A 16,664-nucleotide genomic window follows, 5' to 3' on the forward strand; every position below is an offset into this window, starting at 1 on the left:
GAAAGTGATAATTTCTGAACATGTGAAGCACTAAATTATGTTCCAGTTCAGCTATATTCCTATAAAATGCACACAACTAAATAAAACTGTGGAATAATGGATTTAATTTTTTCCTGCCATTTCAGTTCCTAGAGGAATTTTTCATGTCAATTATCGATTCTGTGGCAACAAGCTACGTTGAAAGTTTAAACCGTCATCAAGCCTTATTTGAAACGATGGAGGCTTATCATCAAGAGTCTATGCAGTTATTAGAAGCATGCCATAGTGCATTACAAGCTGGTGGTAAGGTTATTTGGTTTGGTAATGGCGGAAGTGCGGCTGATGCCCAGCATTTAGCGGCCGAATTTGTAGTACGTTATAAATTAGAGCGCGGACCGCTTGCGTCTATGGCGCTGACAACCGATACGTCAATTCTGACTGCGCACAGTAACGATTACCACTTTGATACCGTGTTTGAGCGCCAAGTTCAGGCGCTTTGTAAACCAGAAGATTTAGTCATAGGTTTAACAACCTCAGGTACCAGTGCAAATATTAATTTAGCACTTGAAGCTGCAAATAAAATTGGCGCGTTTACTGTTGCATTAACAGGCCGTGATGGTGGAAAAGTAAAAAACATTGCCAAGCTGCCAATTATTATCAAAAACGATGAAACAGCCCGCATTCAAGAAGCGCATATGTTTATTGGCCACTGGTTATGTGAAGCCATAGATATGGTTGTTGCGGAGCAGCAGTAATGGATTTATCGCTATTAAAAAATTTATCTAAAGCGCGTATTTTAGTGGTGGGCGATGTAATGCTCGATCGCTACTGGTACGGTGACACTGGGCGTATCTCGCCAGAAGCGCCAGTCCCTGTAGTAAAAGTAAGCAAGTTTGAAGACAAAGCCGGTGGAGCTGCCAATGTTGCTAAAAACATTGCTAGGCTTGATGCCAAAGTAGGGTTACTTGGCTTAATTGGGGAAGATGAATGCGGGCAAATTTTAGAAACAATTTTAAAAGGTGAAAAAATAAGTTCACAACTTGTGAGTGTATGTGATTTACCTACTATTTCTAAAATGCGTGTTATTAGCCGCCATCAACAACTTGTACGCCTTGATTTAGAAGAGACCTTTAGCGAACAACATAGCCAACTGTTATTAAATCGCTTAGAGCTGGTGCTTGATGAATACGATTTTGTGGTATTTTCTGATTACAGCAAAGGCTCGCTCAGTTTAATTAAAGAGATGGTGAGTATTGCCAAAGCGGCGGGTAAAACCGTGCTTATCGATCCTAAATCGCCTGACTTACATTTGTACGAGGGCGCAGATTACATTACGCCTAACTTGCATGAGTTTAATTTAGCAGGTGGAAAAACCGGCTCTGAAGAAATTTTAGCGCAAAGTGCCCGTGAGCTTATTAGTAAAAATGGTATTAAAGCCATGCTACTTACACGCTCAGAGCAAGGTATGTCGTTAATTAATGCCGATGAAAAACACGACTTTGCAGCTCAGCAGCTGGAAGTTAGCGATGTAACTGGCGCAGGTGATACCGTTATTGCAACTTTAGCTGTAATGCTTGGAGCAGGTATGGCCCCTAAAGATGCAGTAGAAATTGCTAATTTAGCCGCCGGTATTGTAGTAAGTAAACTGGGGGCAGCCACAGTGTCACCAGAAGAGCTAAGCCAAAAGCTAGGCCAATACTTACACACTAATGGTGAGCACTACCAAACCCCATTTGATGATGTGCTACAACATATTGAGTTTGCAAAACAAAACGGCGAAACCATTGTATTTACCAATGGTTGTTTTGATATTTTACACGCAGGCCACGTGCGCTATTTAGCACAAGCTAAAGCGCGCGGAGATAGACTCGTTGTTGGGTTAAATAACGATGAATCTATTACCCGTTTAAAAGGCCCTGAGCGCCCAATAAATCCACTTGATGAGCGCGCAATGGTATTAAGTGCACTTGCCTCTGTTGATTGGGTTATTCCGTTTGGCAGCGCTGAGGAAAACGACACACCTGCTAAATTAATCGAGCAAATTAGCCCTGATATTTTAGTTAAAGGTGGCGATTACACCATAGAGCAAATAGCCGGTGCCGATCATGTACTGCGCCATGGCGGCAAAGTAGAAGTGCTGACATTTTTAGATGGCTGCTCTACATCAAAAGTGATTAGTAAAATAAAGCAGTAATATAAATACTCATAATAAAAAGGGTTGAAAACTGCGTTTTCAACCCTTTCTATTATCACTCTACAACTTTTAAAAGTTATATTCGTATTTAGCAAAGGCAGATGTATCGTTTTCAGGATCGTCATTTTGAGATGCAAAAGCACCTAATGTTAAACGCCCACCCATGGTGATTTTTCTATAGCGAAGTTCAAGCTGTTTGGAATTGTAGCCTGTTTTGGTTATTGAGTTACCAATGTCGGGGTTATTAGGGTATAAATCACTGTTATCGCTGTTGTAATCCACGCTACGTAATTTTACCTGCCAGTCATCTCCGTTTGAAAGTTGCCCTAATATGGTTAAGACTACCGATTGTGCGTCATTATCAAACGTTGAACCTATAGTTCTGCTGTGGTAGCGGTAACCTGATTTATAATCGGAGTGCTCGTAATAACAGTTTTCATTGGTTGATTCAGCTGAGCACGAAACACCCGTATCTATGTATTCTACATTCACTAATACATTTTGATCATAAATGTGTTGGGTCGTTTGCACCCCAAATAAGTAAGCTCGGTCAGCAGGTTTAAATTGTGAGCTGGCATCCTCACCTATAGTACTGGCATAAATAGCGTATGGGTGGCTAAACAATATATCAGACCAACGAATATCGAGGCCTGCAAGTTGATTTCCAATTTTAGACTCTAGCTGACTGTCGCAATTTTCATTACCATTAATACAAGTTGTTTGCCCAGTAATAACATCAATAAAGTCACCGGCAGAGCTTGGTTGCCCTTCGCCAGCCCATTGTGCAGACCAGCTTACCGCTATTTCCAACTGTTGAACTGGGCGAATATTTAAACGGCTGCTCCAAAGTAATGCATCAGGAATTACGCGGGTTGATTCGAGCTTTGCCATTTGTGCTGTAAAACTCCATTGCCCTATCCAGCTTAACCATGGGGTTTCAAACGCAGTGCTTTGCTCACGCGTTACACTCAGTGCAGGCAAAGGCTTGGCATTACCTGACATAATTAAACTGTTATCAACACCAGGTCCCCAAAATTGCTCTACGGCGCCGGCTCTAAAAATCCAATTACCTAGCCTGTAAGCTAAGTAACTATCATCAAGTGACGTATCACCACAGTCAGTTAATGCTTGCTCATTTTTTACAATGTCATCGTTAGTTTTTCCGCTAATGAAGCATTTTTTACCGTCTTTTCTGGAGCTTAGTGCAACTTTGGCGGCAAAATTATCTCCCAGGTAGGCATAGGCTGCCGAAAGCGCTGATTTTTGAGTGTTGGTCGCGCCAAAGCTCGTTGTATTTATTGGATCTGTGGCTGCATAAGCTGATAATTGCACACTATGTGAACTTGCGTTTTCAGATTTATAACGATGCTTCACACGCAATAATGCGTCTTGCAAGCTTGGAGATAATTGCTCGATGGGCATACTGCTAACATCATTAATAAAGCTTTTCCACATTAACGGGTATGTTGTTACGGGCGCTAAAATAACGCCAGCATCAGCAAGCTGTTGAATATCGGTTCTGAGTCCGTAGTCGTCTGGTTTAACCCATGGTTCAGCATTAACAGACAAACTGATAGCACTAAATAATGTTGAAAGAATAAAAATTCTGTGTCGCAAAGTTCAGGTCCTTGTGATTAAGATTGCTGGCAAGTTTACCAATCTAAGTATGTTATTGCAGTAAATATTCAAATTTATAGGGTCAATTAAATGTATAAAAATGTAACCTATCTATCGTAACAAAGGCCTGATTGATATACTAAAGATCAAATAGGAAATTGAGAATGCAATGAGCAACAAACGACTTTTATTTATTCCAGTATCGTCACCAGAAGGAATTGGTGAATATATGCGCTCGTTGTCGTTGGCTAATGGGTTACTCGCCGAATTTGCTGGGATGCTTGATATTCATTTTATTTTAAATAAGTATACAGCCTACGCTGATAATTGCCCCTTTGATACCACCTTACTTGAGACTTCAGCAACCAAAGAAGTTACATTAGTGTGCGACTTTATTACTGCATACAAACCAGACGTTGTTGTATTTGATTGCGCTGGGCGCGCAGCACACATGAAAGCGGCAAAAGAAGTGGGCGCTAAAGTTGTTTTTATCTCTCAACATGAAAAAAAGCGCGCAAAAGGGTTAAAGCTTAACCGTGCAAATTTAATTGATGCGCATTGGGTTGTACAGCCAGATTATTGCATTGCGCCTTTAAGTTGGGTGGAAAATACAAAGCTAGATATGTTTCCCCTAGCTCACCCGCATAATGTTGGCCCTTTCGTTGCACACGCTTCAGTTGAGCAAAAAAAGCAAGTTTTGAACAAATATGGGCTTGAAGAGAATAACTACTTATTAGTAAATGCTGGCTCTGGTGGACATACATTTAATAATTTAAATTGTGCAGACACCTACTTCGAGACCGCGCTTAAAGCGGGTAAAAAAACAGGTTTAAAAACAGTGGTCGTGTTTGGTTCTAATTATACAAAAAGAATACCAAAAACACGCGAGCTTATTTGTTTAACAAGTTTAGAGGGAACTGATTTTTTAGCTTTATTGAGTCAAGCAAAGTTGGCTCTATTGAGTGCTGGTGATACTTTGTTGCAGGCTATTGCATTGCAAACTCCTGTTATAGCTTGTGCCATTTCAAAAGACCAACACACTCGCCTAGAAAATTGTGTTAATACAGGCGTAGTTATTAAAGCAAGCCTTAATGCTGATGATATAGTCTCTAAAATTGAACACGCAATAGAAGACAGTCGCTACAAATCCCTCTTAATTAAATACCATAAATTAGAGAACCCTCAAAGCTATAGCGTAATTACCAGTGCTGTAAAAAATATGCTCGTAGGAAGCCATGCATGAACATTGTGATAGTAATTGACTCTCTTGTTGGCGGTGGCGCAGAAAAAGTGATGCTTACTTTGGCTGCGCAGCTTGTTGAACTTGAGCATCATGTTACTTTATTATCACTTGCAAGCTCCATTGAATACGATATTCCTGAATGCGTTAAAGTCGATAGTTTATTTTCTGATAGGGCTTCAAAAGTAGACCGCTTTTGGAACATAAATAAAAGCGTTGCAATGTTAGAGGCCTGGTTTAACAAAAAGCAACAAGATATAGGCGCGATAGATTTAGTACTTTCAAATCTTGATAGAAGCAATAATTTACTCGCTAAAAGCGCGGTTAAAAATGTGCATTTTGTTGTGCATAACTCAGTAAATGCAGAGCTTGCGAGGCAAAAAAAATTAGGGCCACTTTCATATCGCTATCTTAAAAAATCAAAACAAAACCTAAATGGTAAGTCACTCGTTTGTGTATCCAAAGGGGTAGAGCAAGAAATCACTCAAGGCGATTTAATTACGCCAAGCGCAATAACTACTATTTATAATCCATTTAACTTAGCTGAAATAAAACGCCAATCAGATGAAATTAATACGGCTATCCTGCAGTCTCCTTATTTAATTCATGTTGGTCGCTTAGCTAAGCAAAAGCGCCACGATATTTTATTTGCAGCATTTGCCAAACTTGATAAAAAATACAAATTAGTGCTTTTGTGTAATAAGCCAGCAAAAGCGTTTAAGCTTGCAAAAGAGTATGGCATTGCAGAGCGATTAGTTGTCCCCGGGTTTGAACAAAACCCGTATAATTGGATTAAACACGCGCAGGCATTAGTTTTAAGCTCTGACTTTGAGGGGTTGCCAACAGTGTTAATTGAAGCGTTAGCAGTGGGTACACCTGTAGTGAGTACTGATTGTACCTTCGGGCCGAGTGAAATATTAACAGGCGAGCTGGCTAATTACTTAGTACCTGTAGGAAATAGCGAAGAGCTAACGGCTAAAATAAAACAAGTTTTAGCAAATAAGCCGAGCGTGGAAAGCGCCGATATTTTGCAAAAAGTGAGTGCTGAGCAAGTTTCTCAGCAGTATTTAGCGCTAAGCAGATAGCTTTTGCTTATAAATAGTATGCAAAGTTTTCCAGTCGTTAACTTGCCAATAAAAGCTATTGTTCCGGCCTTGTTCTTTTAAAAATGAACGTGCAAGGCGAGCCATATTAGCTTGCTGCCACTGTGCGTTTGGCTGCTTAATTTCACCCCGGTCAAAGTCGATAATATATACGTCGCCGTCTTCATTAAATAAAATATTATTGATATTCAAATCGGCGTGGTACACCCCTTTAATATGAAATAACGCAAGAGTGCTGGCTATATTTTCAAGCTCATCATTATTTAAAGGGCGCTCAATTAAAATGTCGAGCAGGCTTTTAGCGCCGCTTACCGCTTGTGTAATAATATCACCACGATAAATTAATCCGCTGCGGGTTACTTTAGCTGCAATAGGGGTGGGTACGTTTAAACCAAGCTCTAAAAGTTTACTCATTAAGCTAAACTCTTTATACACGCGGGTTTGTTCAAGCCCAGGGTATAAATATTGATCGCTTAGTAATTTACCGACTAAACCACCACGCCAATAATGCCTCAGCACGGCTGTTAATTTGTCTTGTTTAAAAAACCATGCTGTTGCTCTGCCTTTTTTAGCACCCACAATTTTATTTTGTTGTTGCCAATAATTTGCATCAAACCAATCGAGGGTAATTTGGCTTGTGTATTTAGGATGGCTTAATACAGTGTGATTGCCTTGCACGTGTTGTTTAAACATAGCTCTGTGTAATTGCTAAATAATGTGTCTATATTAGCGCGTTTTAAAGCGCAGGATAAGTGCTTGCAATAGCGTGATTATAATTTAAGATCGGCTTTTGTATTTAATACCTAAGGGAATGCGTGACTCAAGCTCCTAATTATTCATCTATTTGTATATTAAGACTCTCAGCCATTGGTGACGTATGTCATGGTGTGAGTGCAGTACAAGCTATTCAAAAAGCACACCCTAATGCAAAAATCACCTGGGTTATTGGAAAAATAGAAGCCATGTTACTTGCTGACTTACCTGGCGTTGAGCTGGTGGTATTTGATAAAAAGCAAGGCAAAGCCGCACTTAAAAGCTTAAAACAACGCTTTAAAGATCAACAGTTTGATGTGTTACTTAATATGCAAGTTGCACTAAGGGCTGGGTTTGTAGCGCGCTGTATTCCGGCAAAAATAAAAATTGGTTTTGACTGGGCACGTTCAAAAGAATTGCACAGTTTATTTATTAATAAACGAATAGAGCCACAAGCTCAGGCGCACGTTCTTGAAGGCTTTAAAGGTTTTGCAAAAGCCATTGGTGTTGCTGATTATAAACCGAGTTGGAACATGCCATATACAGAGCAAGACCAAGCGGTTGCAGATGAGTTACTAACATCAGAATACCTAACTAATAAACTATTTGTAATATCGCCCGCAGCTAGTAAAGCGCAGCGTAATTGGCTCGCTGAACGTTATGCCACATTGGCTGATTATGCAAGCGAGCAAGGCTTTAAGGTGGTATTGACGGGTGGCCCAACAGAGCTTGAAATTAACCTAGCAAATAGCATTATTGAGCATGGCAACACGCCTATTTTAAATTTAATAGGTAAAACAAAACTCAAAGAGTTGTTGTGCGTGTTAAAGCGTGGCAGCTTAGTGCTTGCGCCCGACACGGGTCCTGCGCATATGGCAGTAACAGTTGGTACGCCGGTTATTGGTTTATATGCACATTCAAACCCAGCACGCACAGGTCCTTATTTATATCAAGACTACGTGGTAGAGGTTTATCATCAAAACTTGTTTAAGCAAACAGGTAAAACGGCTGAGCAAGTACCGTGGGGAACACGCGTAAAAGGCGATGATTTAATGAGCCAAATTACAGTTGATGATGTAAAAGCGATGTTTAACCATGTCGTACAAAAAGAGTCTTTGTAATGAATGTACAACAAAAAAATAAAGCACTTTTTTTAGACCGAGATGGCGTGGTAAACGTTGATCATGGTTATGTGTATCAAAGCGATAAATTTGAATTTATTGAAGGTGTTTTTAGCACCTGTAAAACATTTTACGATGCAGGCTATAAAATCATAATCGTCACTAATCAATCAGGAATTGGTCGAGGTTATTATAGTGAGATTGATTTTTTAGCACTGACCGAGTGGATGAAAGACCAGTTTAGTGCTCACAGCATTGAAGTTACCGATGTGTATTTTTGCCCACATCACCCAAAAAAAGCGCACCCTGAATATTTGAAAGAGTGCAGTTGCAGAAAGCCTGCGCCAGGTATGTTGCTTGAGGGTATTGATACCCATAGCATCGACCCAAAAAAAAGTATTATGGTGGGCGACAAGCTTAGTGATATGCAAGCGGCCAGTAACGCCTGTATTGGCGTAAAAGTATTAGTAAGGTCTGGTAAAAATTTACCGAGCGATGCACCTCAACATGCTGATTTAGTTATTGATTCAATCAATGAGTTAACTGCACTTTTAAGCAGGTAAATAACCCTACCCTAATTGGCTGTAAACTGGCAGGAATTCCTGCCAGTTAGCCACTTTGCGACGAACTGCAAACCGTGCATTTTCTTCGCTAAACTTTTACAATACCCCCCATATTAAACAGTAACTAAAATGTTGTTGTTTACCCGTTCAATTAAATGGAGAACACAGATGAGAGCATCTGCTTTTTTTAGCCAGCTACAACAGCAAATTGAAGACGTAAAATCAGAAGGTTTGTACAAAAACGAACGTATTATTAAGTCCCAGCAGCAAGCTCAAATCGAAGTTGCATCAGGTAAAGTAATCAACTTTTGTGCTAATAACTACTTAGGTTTAGCTAATAGCCCAGAGCTAATTGAAGCTGCGCAAAACGGTTTAAATAATCATGGTTTTGGTGTTGCGTCTGTTCGTTTTATTTGTGGCACGCAAGATATCCATAAAACGTTAGAGCAAAAAATCAGTGCGTTTTTAGAAACAGAGGATACGATTTTATATTCTTCATGTTTTGACGCAAATACAGGTTTGTTTGAAACTATTTTAGGCGCAGAAGACGCTATTATTTCTGATTCATTAAATCATGCATCAATTATCGACGGTGTACGTTTATGTAAAGCTAAGCGTTTTCGCTATGCAAATAACGACATGGCTGATCTTGAGAAGCAACTTATTGCAGCAGATGAAGCAGGCGCTAAAACTAAACTAATTGCTACCGATGGCGTTTTTTCTATGGACGGCGTAATTTGTAATTTAGAAGCTGTGTGCGACTTAGCCGATAAATACGATGCTCTTGTTATGGTTGATGACTCTCACGCAGTTGGTTTTGTTGGCGAAAACGGTAAAGGTACACCAGAGTATTGTAATGTACTTGACCGAGTAGATATTATTACTGGTACATTAGGTAAGGCGCTCGGCGGTGCTTCAGGTGGTTATACATCAGGTAAAAAAGAAATTGTTGAATGGTTACGTCAGCGTTCACGCCCATACTTGTTCTCAAACTCATTAGCGCCTTCAATTGTTACTGCATCAATTAAAGTACTTGAAATGCTTGAAAATGGCGGCGAGCTTCGCGCTAAACTTTGGTCAAATGCTAAATATTTCCGTGAGCAAATGGAAGCTGCTGGTTTTACATGTGCAGGTAAAGATCATGCAATTATCCCTGTAATGCTAGGAGATGCCAAAGTAGCCTCGTTAATGGCTGATAAGCTACTTGCTGAAGGCATTTACGTAACCGGTTTTTCATTCCCTGTAGTACCAAAAGGGCAAGCGCGTATTCGTACACAAATTTCAGCGGCACATAGTATTGATCAACTCGATACAGCTATCGATGCATTTACCCGTATTGCTAAAGAAATGGGCGTTATTTAATTTTATTTTAAACCGAAGCCTCGCTTTGGTTTTTTAGTTGAGTGTGGATTATGAAAGCATTATCTAAATTAAAAGCAGAACCGGGCATTTGGATGACAGATGCACCAAAGCCAGAAGTAGGTCATAACGACTTACTGATTAAAATTCGCAAAACAGCTATTTGTGGTACCGACGTACATATTTACAAGTGGGACGAATGGGCAAGTAAAACCATTCCAACGCCTATGGTTGTTGGTCATGAATATGTTGGTGAAGTCGTTGATATGGGACAAGAAGTTCGTGGCTTTCAGGTTGGCGACCGCGTATCCGGCGAAGGGCATATTACGTGTGGTCACTGTCGAAATTGTCGTGCAGGGCGTGTACATTTATGCCGTAATACAACGGGTGTAGGTGTAAACCGTGAAGGTGCGTTTGCCGAATATTTAGTTATTCCTGCATTTAACGCATTTAAAATTCCAGATAATATTTCTGACGAACTCGCTTCTATTTTCGACCCATTTGGTAACGCAGTTCATACCGCACTATCGTTTGACTTAGTTGGCGAAGATGTACTTATCACTGGTGCAGGCCCAATTGGTATTATGGCAGCAGCTGTTGCAAAACATGTTGGAGCTCGCCACGTTGTAATTACCGACGTAAACGAATATCGCCTAGATTTAGCTCGTAAAATGGGGGCTTCACGGGCTGTAAACGTTGCCAATGAAAAGCTTGAAGATGTAATGAAAGAGCTAGGTATGACAGAGGGTTTTGATATTGGCCTTGAAATGTCAGGTGTGCCAAGCGCGTTTAATTCAATGCTTAATAATATGAACCACGGTGGTAAAATTGCCATGTTAGGTATTCCGCCATCAGATATGGCGGTAGATTGGAACCAAGTTATTTTTAAAGGTTTAGTGATTAAAGGTATTTATGGTCGCGAAATGTTTGAAACCTGGTACAAAATGGCAAGTTTGATTCAGTCAGGTCTTAATTTAAGCCCAATCATAACGCATCAGTATTCTGTAGATGACTTCCAAGCTGGCTTTGATATGATGATTTCAGGTCAGTCAGGAAAAGTAATTTTAAATTGGGATTAATTCCATAAAAAATTACAAGAAGGGCGGCTATGGCCGCCTTTTTTATTTTATTTATTAAAGAGAGTTCAATGGCATTTAAACATATATCGATTGCGCAAACGCATGAGTTATTAGACAAAGAAGACGTAGTAATTGCAGATATACGCGATCCTAACTCATATCAAGCGGGCCATATCCCAGGCTCTGAGGCATTATCAAATGCCAATATTGCACAGTTTATGATGGAAAAAGAGTTCGATCAGCCCATTATTATTGTGTGTTACCACGGTATGAGCTCGCAAGGTGCTGCAAGTTATTTAGTTGAGCAAGGTTTTGAGGATGTATATAGCATGGATGGCGGTTTTACAGCTTGGGAAGCAGCCTACAGCGAGAAAGTAGAACGATGATAGAACTTGGCAGTTTAAATAACCCGCGTGCCGCACAAGGCTTCATAGATTATTTAAAAAGCCAAGGTTTAGATGGGCGCCTTCATTCAACCGATGGTAGCCATGTTGTTATTAGTGTATCTGAAGAGCATTTTCACCAGGTACAACCGCTTTGGGTTGAGTTTACTCAAAATCCCTCTCATCCACGATATCAGCAAGCTTCTTGGCATGTAGGTAGTACGCAATCGCCCCTAAAGTATCAAGGGCAATCGCTAAATCTCATAGCGCGATTTAAAGCGCTGAGTTGGCTTAATCAGTCAGTCAGTGTATTTAGTATTGTTATTTATGTTGCGTTTTTATTGGGTGGGTTTGAGAGTATTTATTCTGCATTACAATTTGATCCTTCGTCTCCTATAACTTGGTTAACGCCGGCCTTGGTTCACTTTAGCGCAATCCACATAGTGTTTAATTTAATATGGTGGGTATCACTTGGAGACAATATTGAAAAGCAATGTGGAAAATTGAGTCTAATAGGGCTGTTTTTTGTTACTGCTTTAATCAGTAGCTGGGCGCAATATTTAATTGTTGGGCCTAATTTTGGCGGTTTAAGTGGCGTGGTATACGGCTTGCTAGGTTATTGTTGGATTCATAGTTTTTTAAACCCGCATAAACCGGCATTAGTGAGTACCTCAATTGTAGGTTTTATGCTTGTTTGGTTAGTGCTTGGCTTTGCTGATGTGTTGTTTTTTGGAATGGCTAATTGGGCACACTTAGGTGGACTTGTGAGCGGAATGGCGTTTGCCTATACCGCCCAACTATTTACTAATGAGCCTAAAGGTAGTTGAACTTAGTGGTACAAATACTTAGTAAATAATACTTCACGAATAATCTCTTGGCCTGTTTCTTCTTTTAACAGGCTTTTTAATTTTTCTATGCATTTTGCGCGAATTTCTTCGCGACCAGTTAATGACTTTATTTTTTCTTCAGGCTCTTTCGATAAAATTTCTACAATAGCGTCTCTTAATAAAGGGGTGTGATGTTCAACAACAGCGATGTCTGAATTATCACTTAGCATTAAGTCAACGGTAACGCGCACATAACCCATTTTTTTACTTGATGCGCCAATATAATTAGTGATTATGTCAGGTTCAAAACCAAAGTAACCAACCGTTGACTCTGCTCGGGCACTCAGGCTCACTAAACTCATAATTAATGTAAAAAGACCCACGTATACTATTTTTTTCATATTTAAAGCGTTTCCGAAAACCTGTTGTAAATAGTTTATACTTAATAATAGGTAATAAACAGCGCCAAGCGATTATTTATATTAGTTACTTGGGTTAGTGAATAGGCACTTTTTCAAATGCTTAGGCAATGTTATCATTTACTTGGATTATATTTTATTGAGTTATTGTGGCAACTTTTCCTTTATCTTTATCAGCTAACTGGCTATCGGCTATACAAACCGATGACTTAACACCTACAGAGCGAGAATGGCTTTTTGAGCCGCGCTCTTTAACCGCTAAACTAAAAAGTAAAGCAACTTCTTTTAGTGTAAAAGTACTCAGCGAACAGACATTTAAATTAAACCATGAACAGCAGCAATTACTAGACTGCAAAACGTCATCGGCGTTAAACAGAGAAGTGCTTTTATTATGCGATAATCACCCCATGGTTTATGCTCAAAGTTGGCTGCCGAATAACCAAACTCACAATTCGCTTCATAATATGGGAGAGCGTCCCTTAGGCGATGTTATTTTTCAACAGCCCGAGCTTGTTCGTCAAAATATTGAAATAGCCCGTTTCGATAACAACCATTCAATACAAAATTTAGTGGCACAGCAAAATTTGCCAATACAAACATTATTAGGTCGCCGCAGTGTGTTTTCGTTAAGTGAGTATCAATTTTTGGTGGCGGAAGTATTTTTACCTGGAGCGTATCTTTACTTATGAAATTAGCAGCTTTAAAAGCTAAGCACTTTTCTTATTATTTACAGCTTATGCGTGTTGATAAGCCAATAGGTACTTTATTGCTTTTATGGCCAACATATTGGGCTTTATGGCTTGCTAATAGCGGTACGCCGAGCTTAATTAATTTTATAGTGTTTACTTTGGGTGTTGTAGTAATGCGCAGTGCAGGCTGTGTGATAAATGATTTTGCAGATAGAAAAGTAGATGGCTCTGTAAAACGTACAGCTCAACGTCCTCTTGCATCTGGTACGGTAGCAAGCGGAGAAGCACTAAGTTTATTTTTATTACTGATCTTTGTAGCGTTTATTTTGGTTTTAATGCTGAGTGTTAACACCATTTTATTGTCTTTTGGTGCGCTTGCGCTCGCGTTTTGCTATCCGTTTATGAAGCGCTACACCCAATTGCCGCAAGTCGTGCTTGGGGCCGCATTTGGTTGGGCAATTCCTATGGCTTATATGGCATCTATTGATGCATTACCTATACAGGCTTGGTTGCTGTTTTTCGCTAATATATGCTGGACGGTTGCGTACGATACTATGTATGCCATGGTTGATAGAGATGATGATGTAAAAATTGGTGTTAAATCGACCGCTATTTTATTTGGTCGCTTCGACCGCCATATCATTTTTGTATTAAATGCTTTATTTATCGCACTTATAACTTATATAGGTTCGATTAATCATTTAGGTATGCCGTTTTGGGGCGGACTACTAATTGCAGTTACGTTGCTTATTTATCAACACGTATTAATTTTAAGGCGAGATAGAGACGCATGCTTTAAAGCATTTTTAAACAACCATTATGTTGGTATGGCTATTTTTGCTGGTTTACTATTCTCGTACCCCATTAACATTTAGTTATATTAACGAGGGGGATCAATAATTCCGCTAATTGATGCGTTTTTTCTAAACCAGCCAGCAATTGAATACCGATTATCTACTGCTGGTAATACTTCGTGGACAAAGCGCTCGCTTTCAAATAAGACTAACGTTCCCGCCTCTGGCGCAATAGTCACTTCAATGTCTTTGCTTTTTGGCTTGTAAATTACAAGTTCACCGCCCTCGCCTGGTGTATTTAAATAAAAAACGCTGGTAAATACTCTATTTGAGCGTCCTTTAAAGGCATCGACATGCTTTTTATAAAAGTCACCCTGAGTGTATTTTGCATAGTGACATTCATAATCAAATAGCCCCATAAAAAAAGTGCGATTGAGCGTTGTGCGAATACTCTCCATAACAGCTAGGTAGGTTAATTGTGCTTGGGATGACCCATCAAACCAATAAGTTTTATCTTTTCGAATATTATCGTCAATTTGTAAATGATTTAAACGACCAATACCAGCAAGGCTAAAGTGCGGATTTATACGATAACAATCAGCCATTAAATCAGCTATCAGTTCTTTGTTTATGGCATTGGGTATAACTGTATAACCGCGGTTTTCAATATCGTTATAAAACGCACCATCGGTTGAAAAGTTGATCATTTATGTGGTTCTTTTTTTGAAGGTGCGCCAGTTTAGCCGAAAAAGAGTAAAAAGCTATTGTTTTGTGCTGCACCTATTTCAAAAATAACAATGGATTAATTAATTGTTGTGGCTGCTTTTTTTATGAGTGAAAGTAAATGTGCCAAGTGTTCAGTAACAGCTGTTTGTTGATTTGTTTGAACAACTAACTGCTCATGGCTTAGGTCTTTATTTGTTTTTAACTGAACCAGGTCGGTGTGCTCTGCCACTGTGTTTGCATGTTCAATACTGGCGATTGCAAAACTATCTGATTTAGTAATGCCAGATATAACCTGTTCAATACTGCCCATTTTAATAGTTGATGATTTATTTAAAGAATCAATGGCTTCATTTAGCATGGTTTGAACTTGTTTTGACTGAGAGAAACAGCCAAAGGCTGAATAGGAGTCTAGTTCGAGTTTGCTTATGTCACTTTTTTGGGCAAGCGGGTGATGTTTAGATACAAATAAAATAAGTTGATCAGGCAGATGAATATCACTACCAATACTATTTATAGCTTGAGAATAAACACTAATGTCTATTTCACCTTCTTGAAGCTTACGCGTTAATTCATGCTGTTCTTGTAATTGCATTTCAATTTTTACATGTGGGTACTGCGCTAAAAATTGCCCACATGAAATAGGCACAATATTACTCGCCTTATTTGTGTAACCAATAATAAGTTTTTCATCGGCATTGCCATGAACAGATTGAAACAGGCGCTTTTTGGTGTTTTCTAATTCGCTAAGTGTATTTTTGGCGTAATCAAGAAAAAGTTCGCCTTCAGGAGTCAGTTTTACTGAGCGGGTTGAGCGCGTAACTAGCTCATAGCCCATTTCATCTTCTAGGGTTTGAATACTACGGGTAAGCGCAGAAGTACTAATTTGCGTTTTTTCTGCGGCCTGTCTGAAGTGACGTAACACACCAAGTGCTACAAATTGTTCTAATTGCTCAAATCTCACTTTATAGTCCCTTTTTATAAGTAAGTTGTGATGTAATGCTACATCAATATTCTGTTTGTTTTACCTGTCTAAACTATTAAAAAATATATGTAAATTTATAACCGATAGATCACACAATATATCTGTTTGCACAATAATAAAAGTGTAAAAATGTTAAAAAGTATTAACCTTTAGACTAAAGGCTAATAATTTAGTATTCACCTAACATCCCTATCTGGCAAAGTTAAAATAATAAGCAGGTATAAATAAAATATTAGATAACTTTATTATGCTAATTAATAAAAAAGTATGCCACAAAGTAGAGCATTGATTAAGCAATAATTAAAATATTTGCACGAATTTTAGTCTTTTAGCTTGTTTTATTGTCAAAGTTTTTGTTTGCTCTGTTACTTAATGGTTTGTTTTCAATATTCTGAAGTTCAATTTCTATTGCATCACATGAAATATGAATTTCAAATAAAGACGTTAATAAAGATAAACTTAAGCAGGTTAAGCTTACGCCAAACAAAATAATACCCGTGGTGTTAAACTCAATAAAAAGAGCGAACATAGACAAAGTACACAATAAAAAGGAGCCTACACCGTAAACTTGCATCGTTCTTATTAGTTTTATACGTTTTCTTAAATTGGTAATTTGCGCAACAACGACAGGGCGAATTGACTCGCCTTCTCTGGCATTTAATTCTCTGATTAATTGCGCAAGCACTAAAAATCGGTTTGTATAAGCAAGAAGTAATAAAGATATCGCTGGAAAAAGTAGACCCGGGGTTGTAAGTGTCATGCTTGCGCCTTTTTTGAATATTGTTTAATAACGTTCTCAATACCTTAAAGTATTGTACACACAAAATAATCGAGGT

At 39.0% G+C, this 16,664-nt stretch carries 18 protein-coding genes; 12 read left to right on the forward strand and 6 right to left on the reverse strand.

Translation table 11 applies throughout. The annotated features are described in order from the left end of the window. Positions 1-143: 143 nt before the first annotated feature. Entirely contained in the window at positions 144-734 is a 591-nt protein-coding gene (locus ATS76_RS06465) for a D-sedoheptulose-7-phosphate isomerase (protein ID WP_058548704.1), read from the forward strand. Then, positions 734-2,173, forward strand: coding sequence for a bifunctional D-glycero-beta-D-manno-heptose-7-phosphate kinase/D-glycero-beta-D-manno-heptose 1-phosphate adenylyltransferase HldE (gene hldE / locus ATS76_RS06470; RefSeq protein ID WP_058551507.1), 1,440 nt, complete (start codon positions 734-736; stop codon positions 2,171-2,173). Before ATS76_RS06465 ends, hldE begins: the two co-directional genes overlap by 1 nt. Positions 2,174-2,242: 69 nt before the next feature. On the opposite strand, the gene ATS76_RS06475 is transcribed toward hldE, so the two are convergent. Then, a complete protein-coding gene (locus tag ATS76_RS06475; protein WP_058551508.1) occupies positions 2,243-3,790 on the reverse strand; it encodes a capsule assembly Wzi family protein in 1,548 nt (515 codons plus the stop codon). 169 nt (positions 3,791-3,959) lie between these two features. On the opposite strand from ATS76_RS06475, the gene ATS76_RS06480 reads away from it, so the two are divergent. Next, positions 3,960-5,033, forward strand: coding sequence for a hypothetical protein (locus tag ATS76_RS06480; protein ID WP_058551509.1), 1,074 nt, complete (start codon positions 3,960-3,962; stop codon positions 5,031-5,033). After that, positions 5,030-6,115 carry a glycosyltransferase gene (locus ATS76_RS06485; protein WP_058551510.1) on the forward strand — a complete coding sequence of 362 codons (1,086 nt, stop codon included), beginning with the start codon at positions 5,030-5,032 and terminating at the stop codon, positions 6,113-6,115. Before ATS76_RS06480 ends, ATS76_RS06485 begins: the two co-directional genes overlap by 4 nt. On the opposite strand, the gene ATS76_RS06490 is transcribed toward ATS76_RS06485, so the two are convergent. Next, the gene (locus ATS76_RS06490; protein WP_058551511.1) at positions 6,104-6,826 is read right to left on the reverse strand and encodes a 3-deoxy-D-manno-octulosonic acid kinase; all 723 of its coding nucleotides are present in this window, start codon (positions 6,824-6,826) and stop codon (positions 6,104-6,106) included. The two genes, ATS76_RS06485 and ATS76_RS06490, sit on opposite strands and share 12 nt — an antisense overlap. A 122-nt stretch (positions 6,827-6,948) precedes the next feature. Here ATS76_RS06490 and ATS76_RS06495 point away from each other — a divergent pair, with 122 nt between their 5' ends. The 6 genes from ATS76_RS06495 (at position 6,949) to glpG (ending at position 12,218) form a co-directional block, all read left to right on the forward strand. Next, positions 6,949-8,007 carry a glycosyltransferase family 9 protein gene (locus ATS76_RS06495; protein ID WP_058551512.1) on the forward strand — a complete coding sequence of 353 codons (1,059 nt, stop codon included), beginning with the start codon at positions 6,949-6,951 and terminating at the stop codon, positions 8,005-8,007. Continuing rightward, positions 8,007-8,570, forward strand: a complete 564-nt coding sequence (gene gmhB, locus ATS76_RS06500) for a D-glycero-beta-D-manno-heptose 1,7-bisphosphate 7-phosphatase (protein WP_058551513.1) — start codon at positions 8,007-8,009, stop codon at positions 8,568-8,570. The genes ATS76_RS06495 and gmhB overlap by 1 nt, the downstream gene beginning before the upstream one ends. Before the next feature lie 168 nt (positions 8,571-8,738). Beyond that, positions 8,739-9,932 (forward strand): glycine C-acetyltransferase, encoded by a 1,194-nt coding sequence (locus ATS76_RS06505; protein ID WP_058551514.1) that lies wholly within the window; start codon positions 8,739-8,741, stop codon positions 9,930-9,932. Between the two features lie 50 nt (positions 9,933-9,982). Further along, positions 9,983-11,008, forward strand: coding sequence for an L-threonine 3-dehydrogenase (gene tdh / locus ATS76_RS06510; protein WP_058551515.1), 1,026 nt, complete (start codon positions 9,983-9,985; stop codon positions 11,006-11,008). A 68-nt stretch (positions 11,009-11,076) separates the two neighbouring features. Beyond that, positions 11,077-11,394 (forward strand): thiosulfate sulfurtransferase GlpE, encoded by a 318-nt coding sequence (gene glpE / locus ATS76_RS06515; protein ID WP_004588558.1) that lies wholly within the window; start codon positions 11,077-11,079, stop codon positions 11,392-11,394. Continuing rightward, complete coding sequence (gene glpG / locus ATS76_RS06520) at positions 11,391-12,218, forward strand: rhomboid family intramembrane serine protease GlpG (protein WP_058551516.1); 828 nt, start codon at positions 11,391-11,393, stop codon at positions 12,216-12,218. Before glpE ends, glpG begins: the two co-directional genes overlap by 4 nt. Before the next feature lie 2 nt (positions 12,219-12,220). Here the strand turns inward: glpG and ATS76_RS06525 are convergent, their stop codons facing one another. Then, entirely contained in the window at positions 12,221-12,619 is a 399-nt protein-coding gene (locus tag ATS76_RS06525; RefSeq protein WP_058404929.1) for a flagellar basal body-associated protein FliL, read from the reverse strand. 167 nt (positions 12,620-12,786) lie between these two features. Here ATS76_RS06525 and ATS76_RS06530 point away from each other — a divergent pair, with 167 nt between their 5' ends. Together ATS76_RS06530 and ubiA are read left to right on the forward strand one after the other, a co-directional pair. Continuing rightward, positions 12,787-13,326 carry a chorismate--pyruvate lyase family protein gene (locus ATS76_RS06530; protein WP_058551517.1) on the forward strand — a complete coding sequence of 180 codons (540 nt, stop codon included), beginning with the start codon at positions 12,787-12,789 and terminating at the stop codon, positions 13,324-13,326. Next, positions 13,323-14,201, forward strand: a complete 879-nt coding sequence (gene ubiA, locus ATS76_RS06535) for a 4-hydroxybenzoate octaprenyltransferase (protein WP_058551518.1) — start codon at positions 13,323-13,325, stop codon at positions 14,199-14,201. Before ATS76_RS06530 ends, ubiA begins: the two co-directional genes overlap by 4 nt. A gap of 5 nt (positions 14,202-14,206) precedes the next feature. Here ubiA and ATS76_RS06540 read toward each other — a convergent pair whose 3' ends face one another. The 3 genes from ATS76_RS06540 to ATS76_RS06550 all read right to left on the reverse strand — a co-directional run bounded on the left by ATS76_RS06540 (position 14,207) and on the right by ATS76_RS06550 (position 16,588). After that, positions 14,207-14,827 (reverse strand): 2OG-Fe(II) oxygenase, encoded by a 621-nt coding sequence (locus tag ATS76_RS06540; RefSeq protein ID WP_058551519.1) that lies wholly within the window; start codon positions 14,825-14,827, stop codon positions 14,207-14,209. A 95-nt stretch (positions 14,828-14,922) separates the two neighbouring features. Then, positions 14,923-15,807: a LysR family transcriptional regulator gene (locus tag ATS76_RS06545; RefSeq protein WP_058551520.1), complete on the reverse strand. Its 885-nt coding sequence runs from the start codon at positions 15,805-15,807 to the stop codon at positions 14,923-14,925. A gap of 349 nt (positions 15,808-16,156) precedes the next feature. Continuing rightward, positions 16,157-16,588 (reverse strand): DUF2721 domain-containing protein, encoded by a 432-nt coding sequence (locus ATS76_RS06550; RefSeq protein ID WP_006791572.1) that lies wholly within the window; start codon positions 16,586-16,588, stop codon positions 16,157-16,159. Positions 16,589-16,664: the final 76 nt, after the last annotated feature.

The organism is Pseudoalteromonas sp. 10-33, assembly GCF_001469195.1.
Lineage (GTDB): Bacteria > Pseudomonadota > Gammaproteobacteria > Enterobacterales > Alteromonadaceae > Pseudoalteromonas.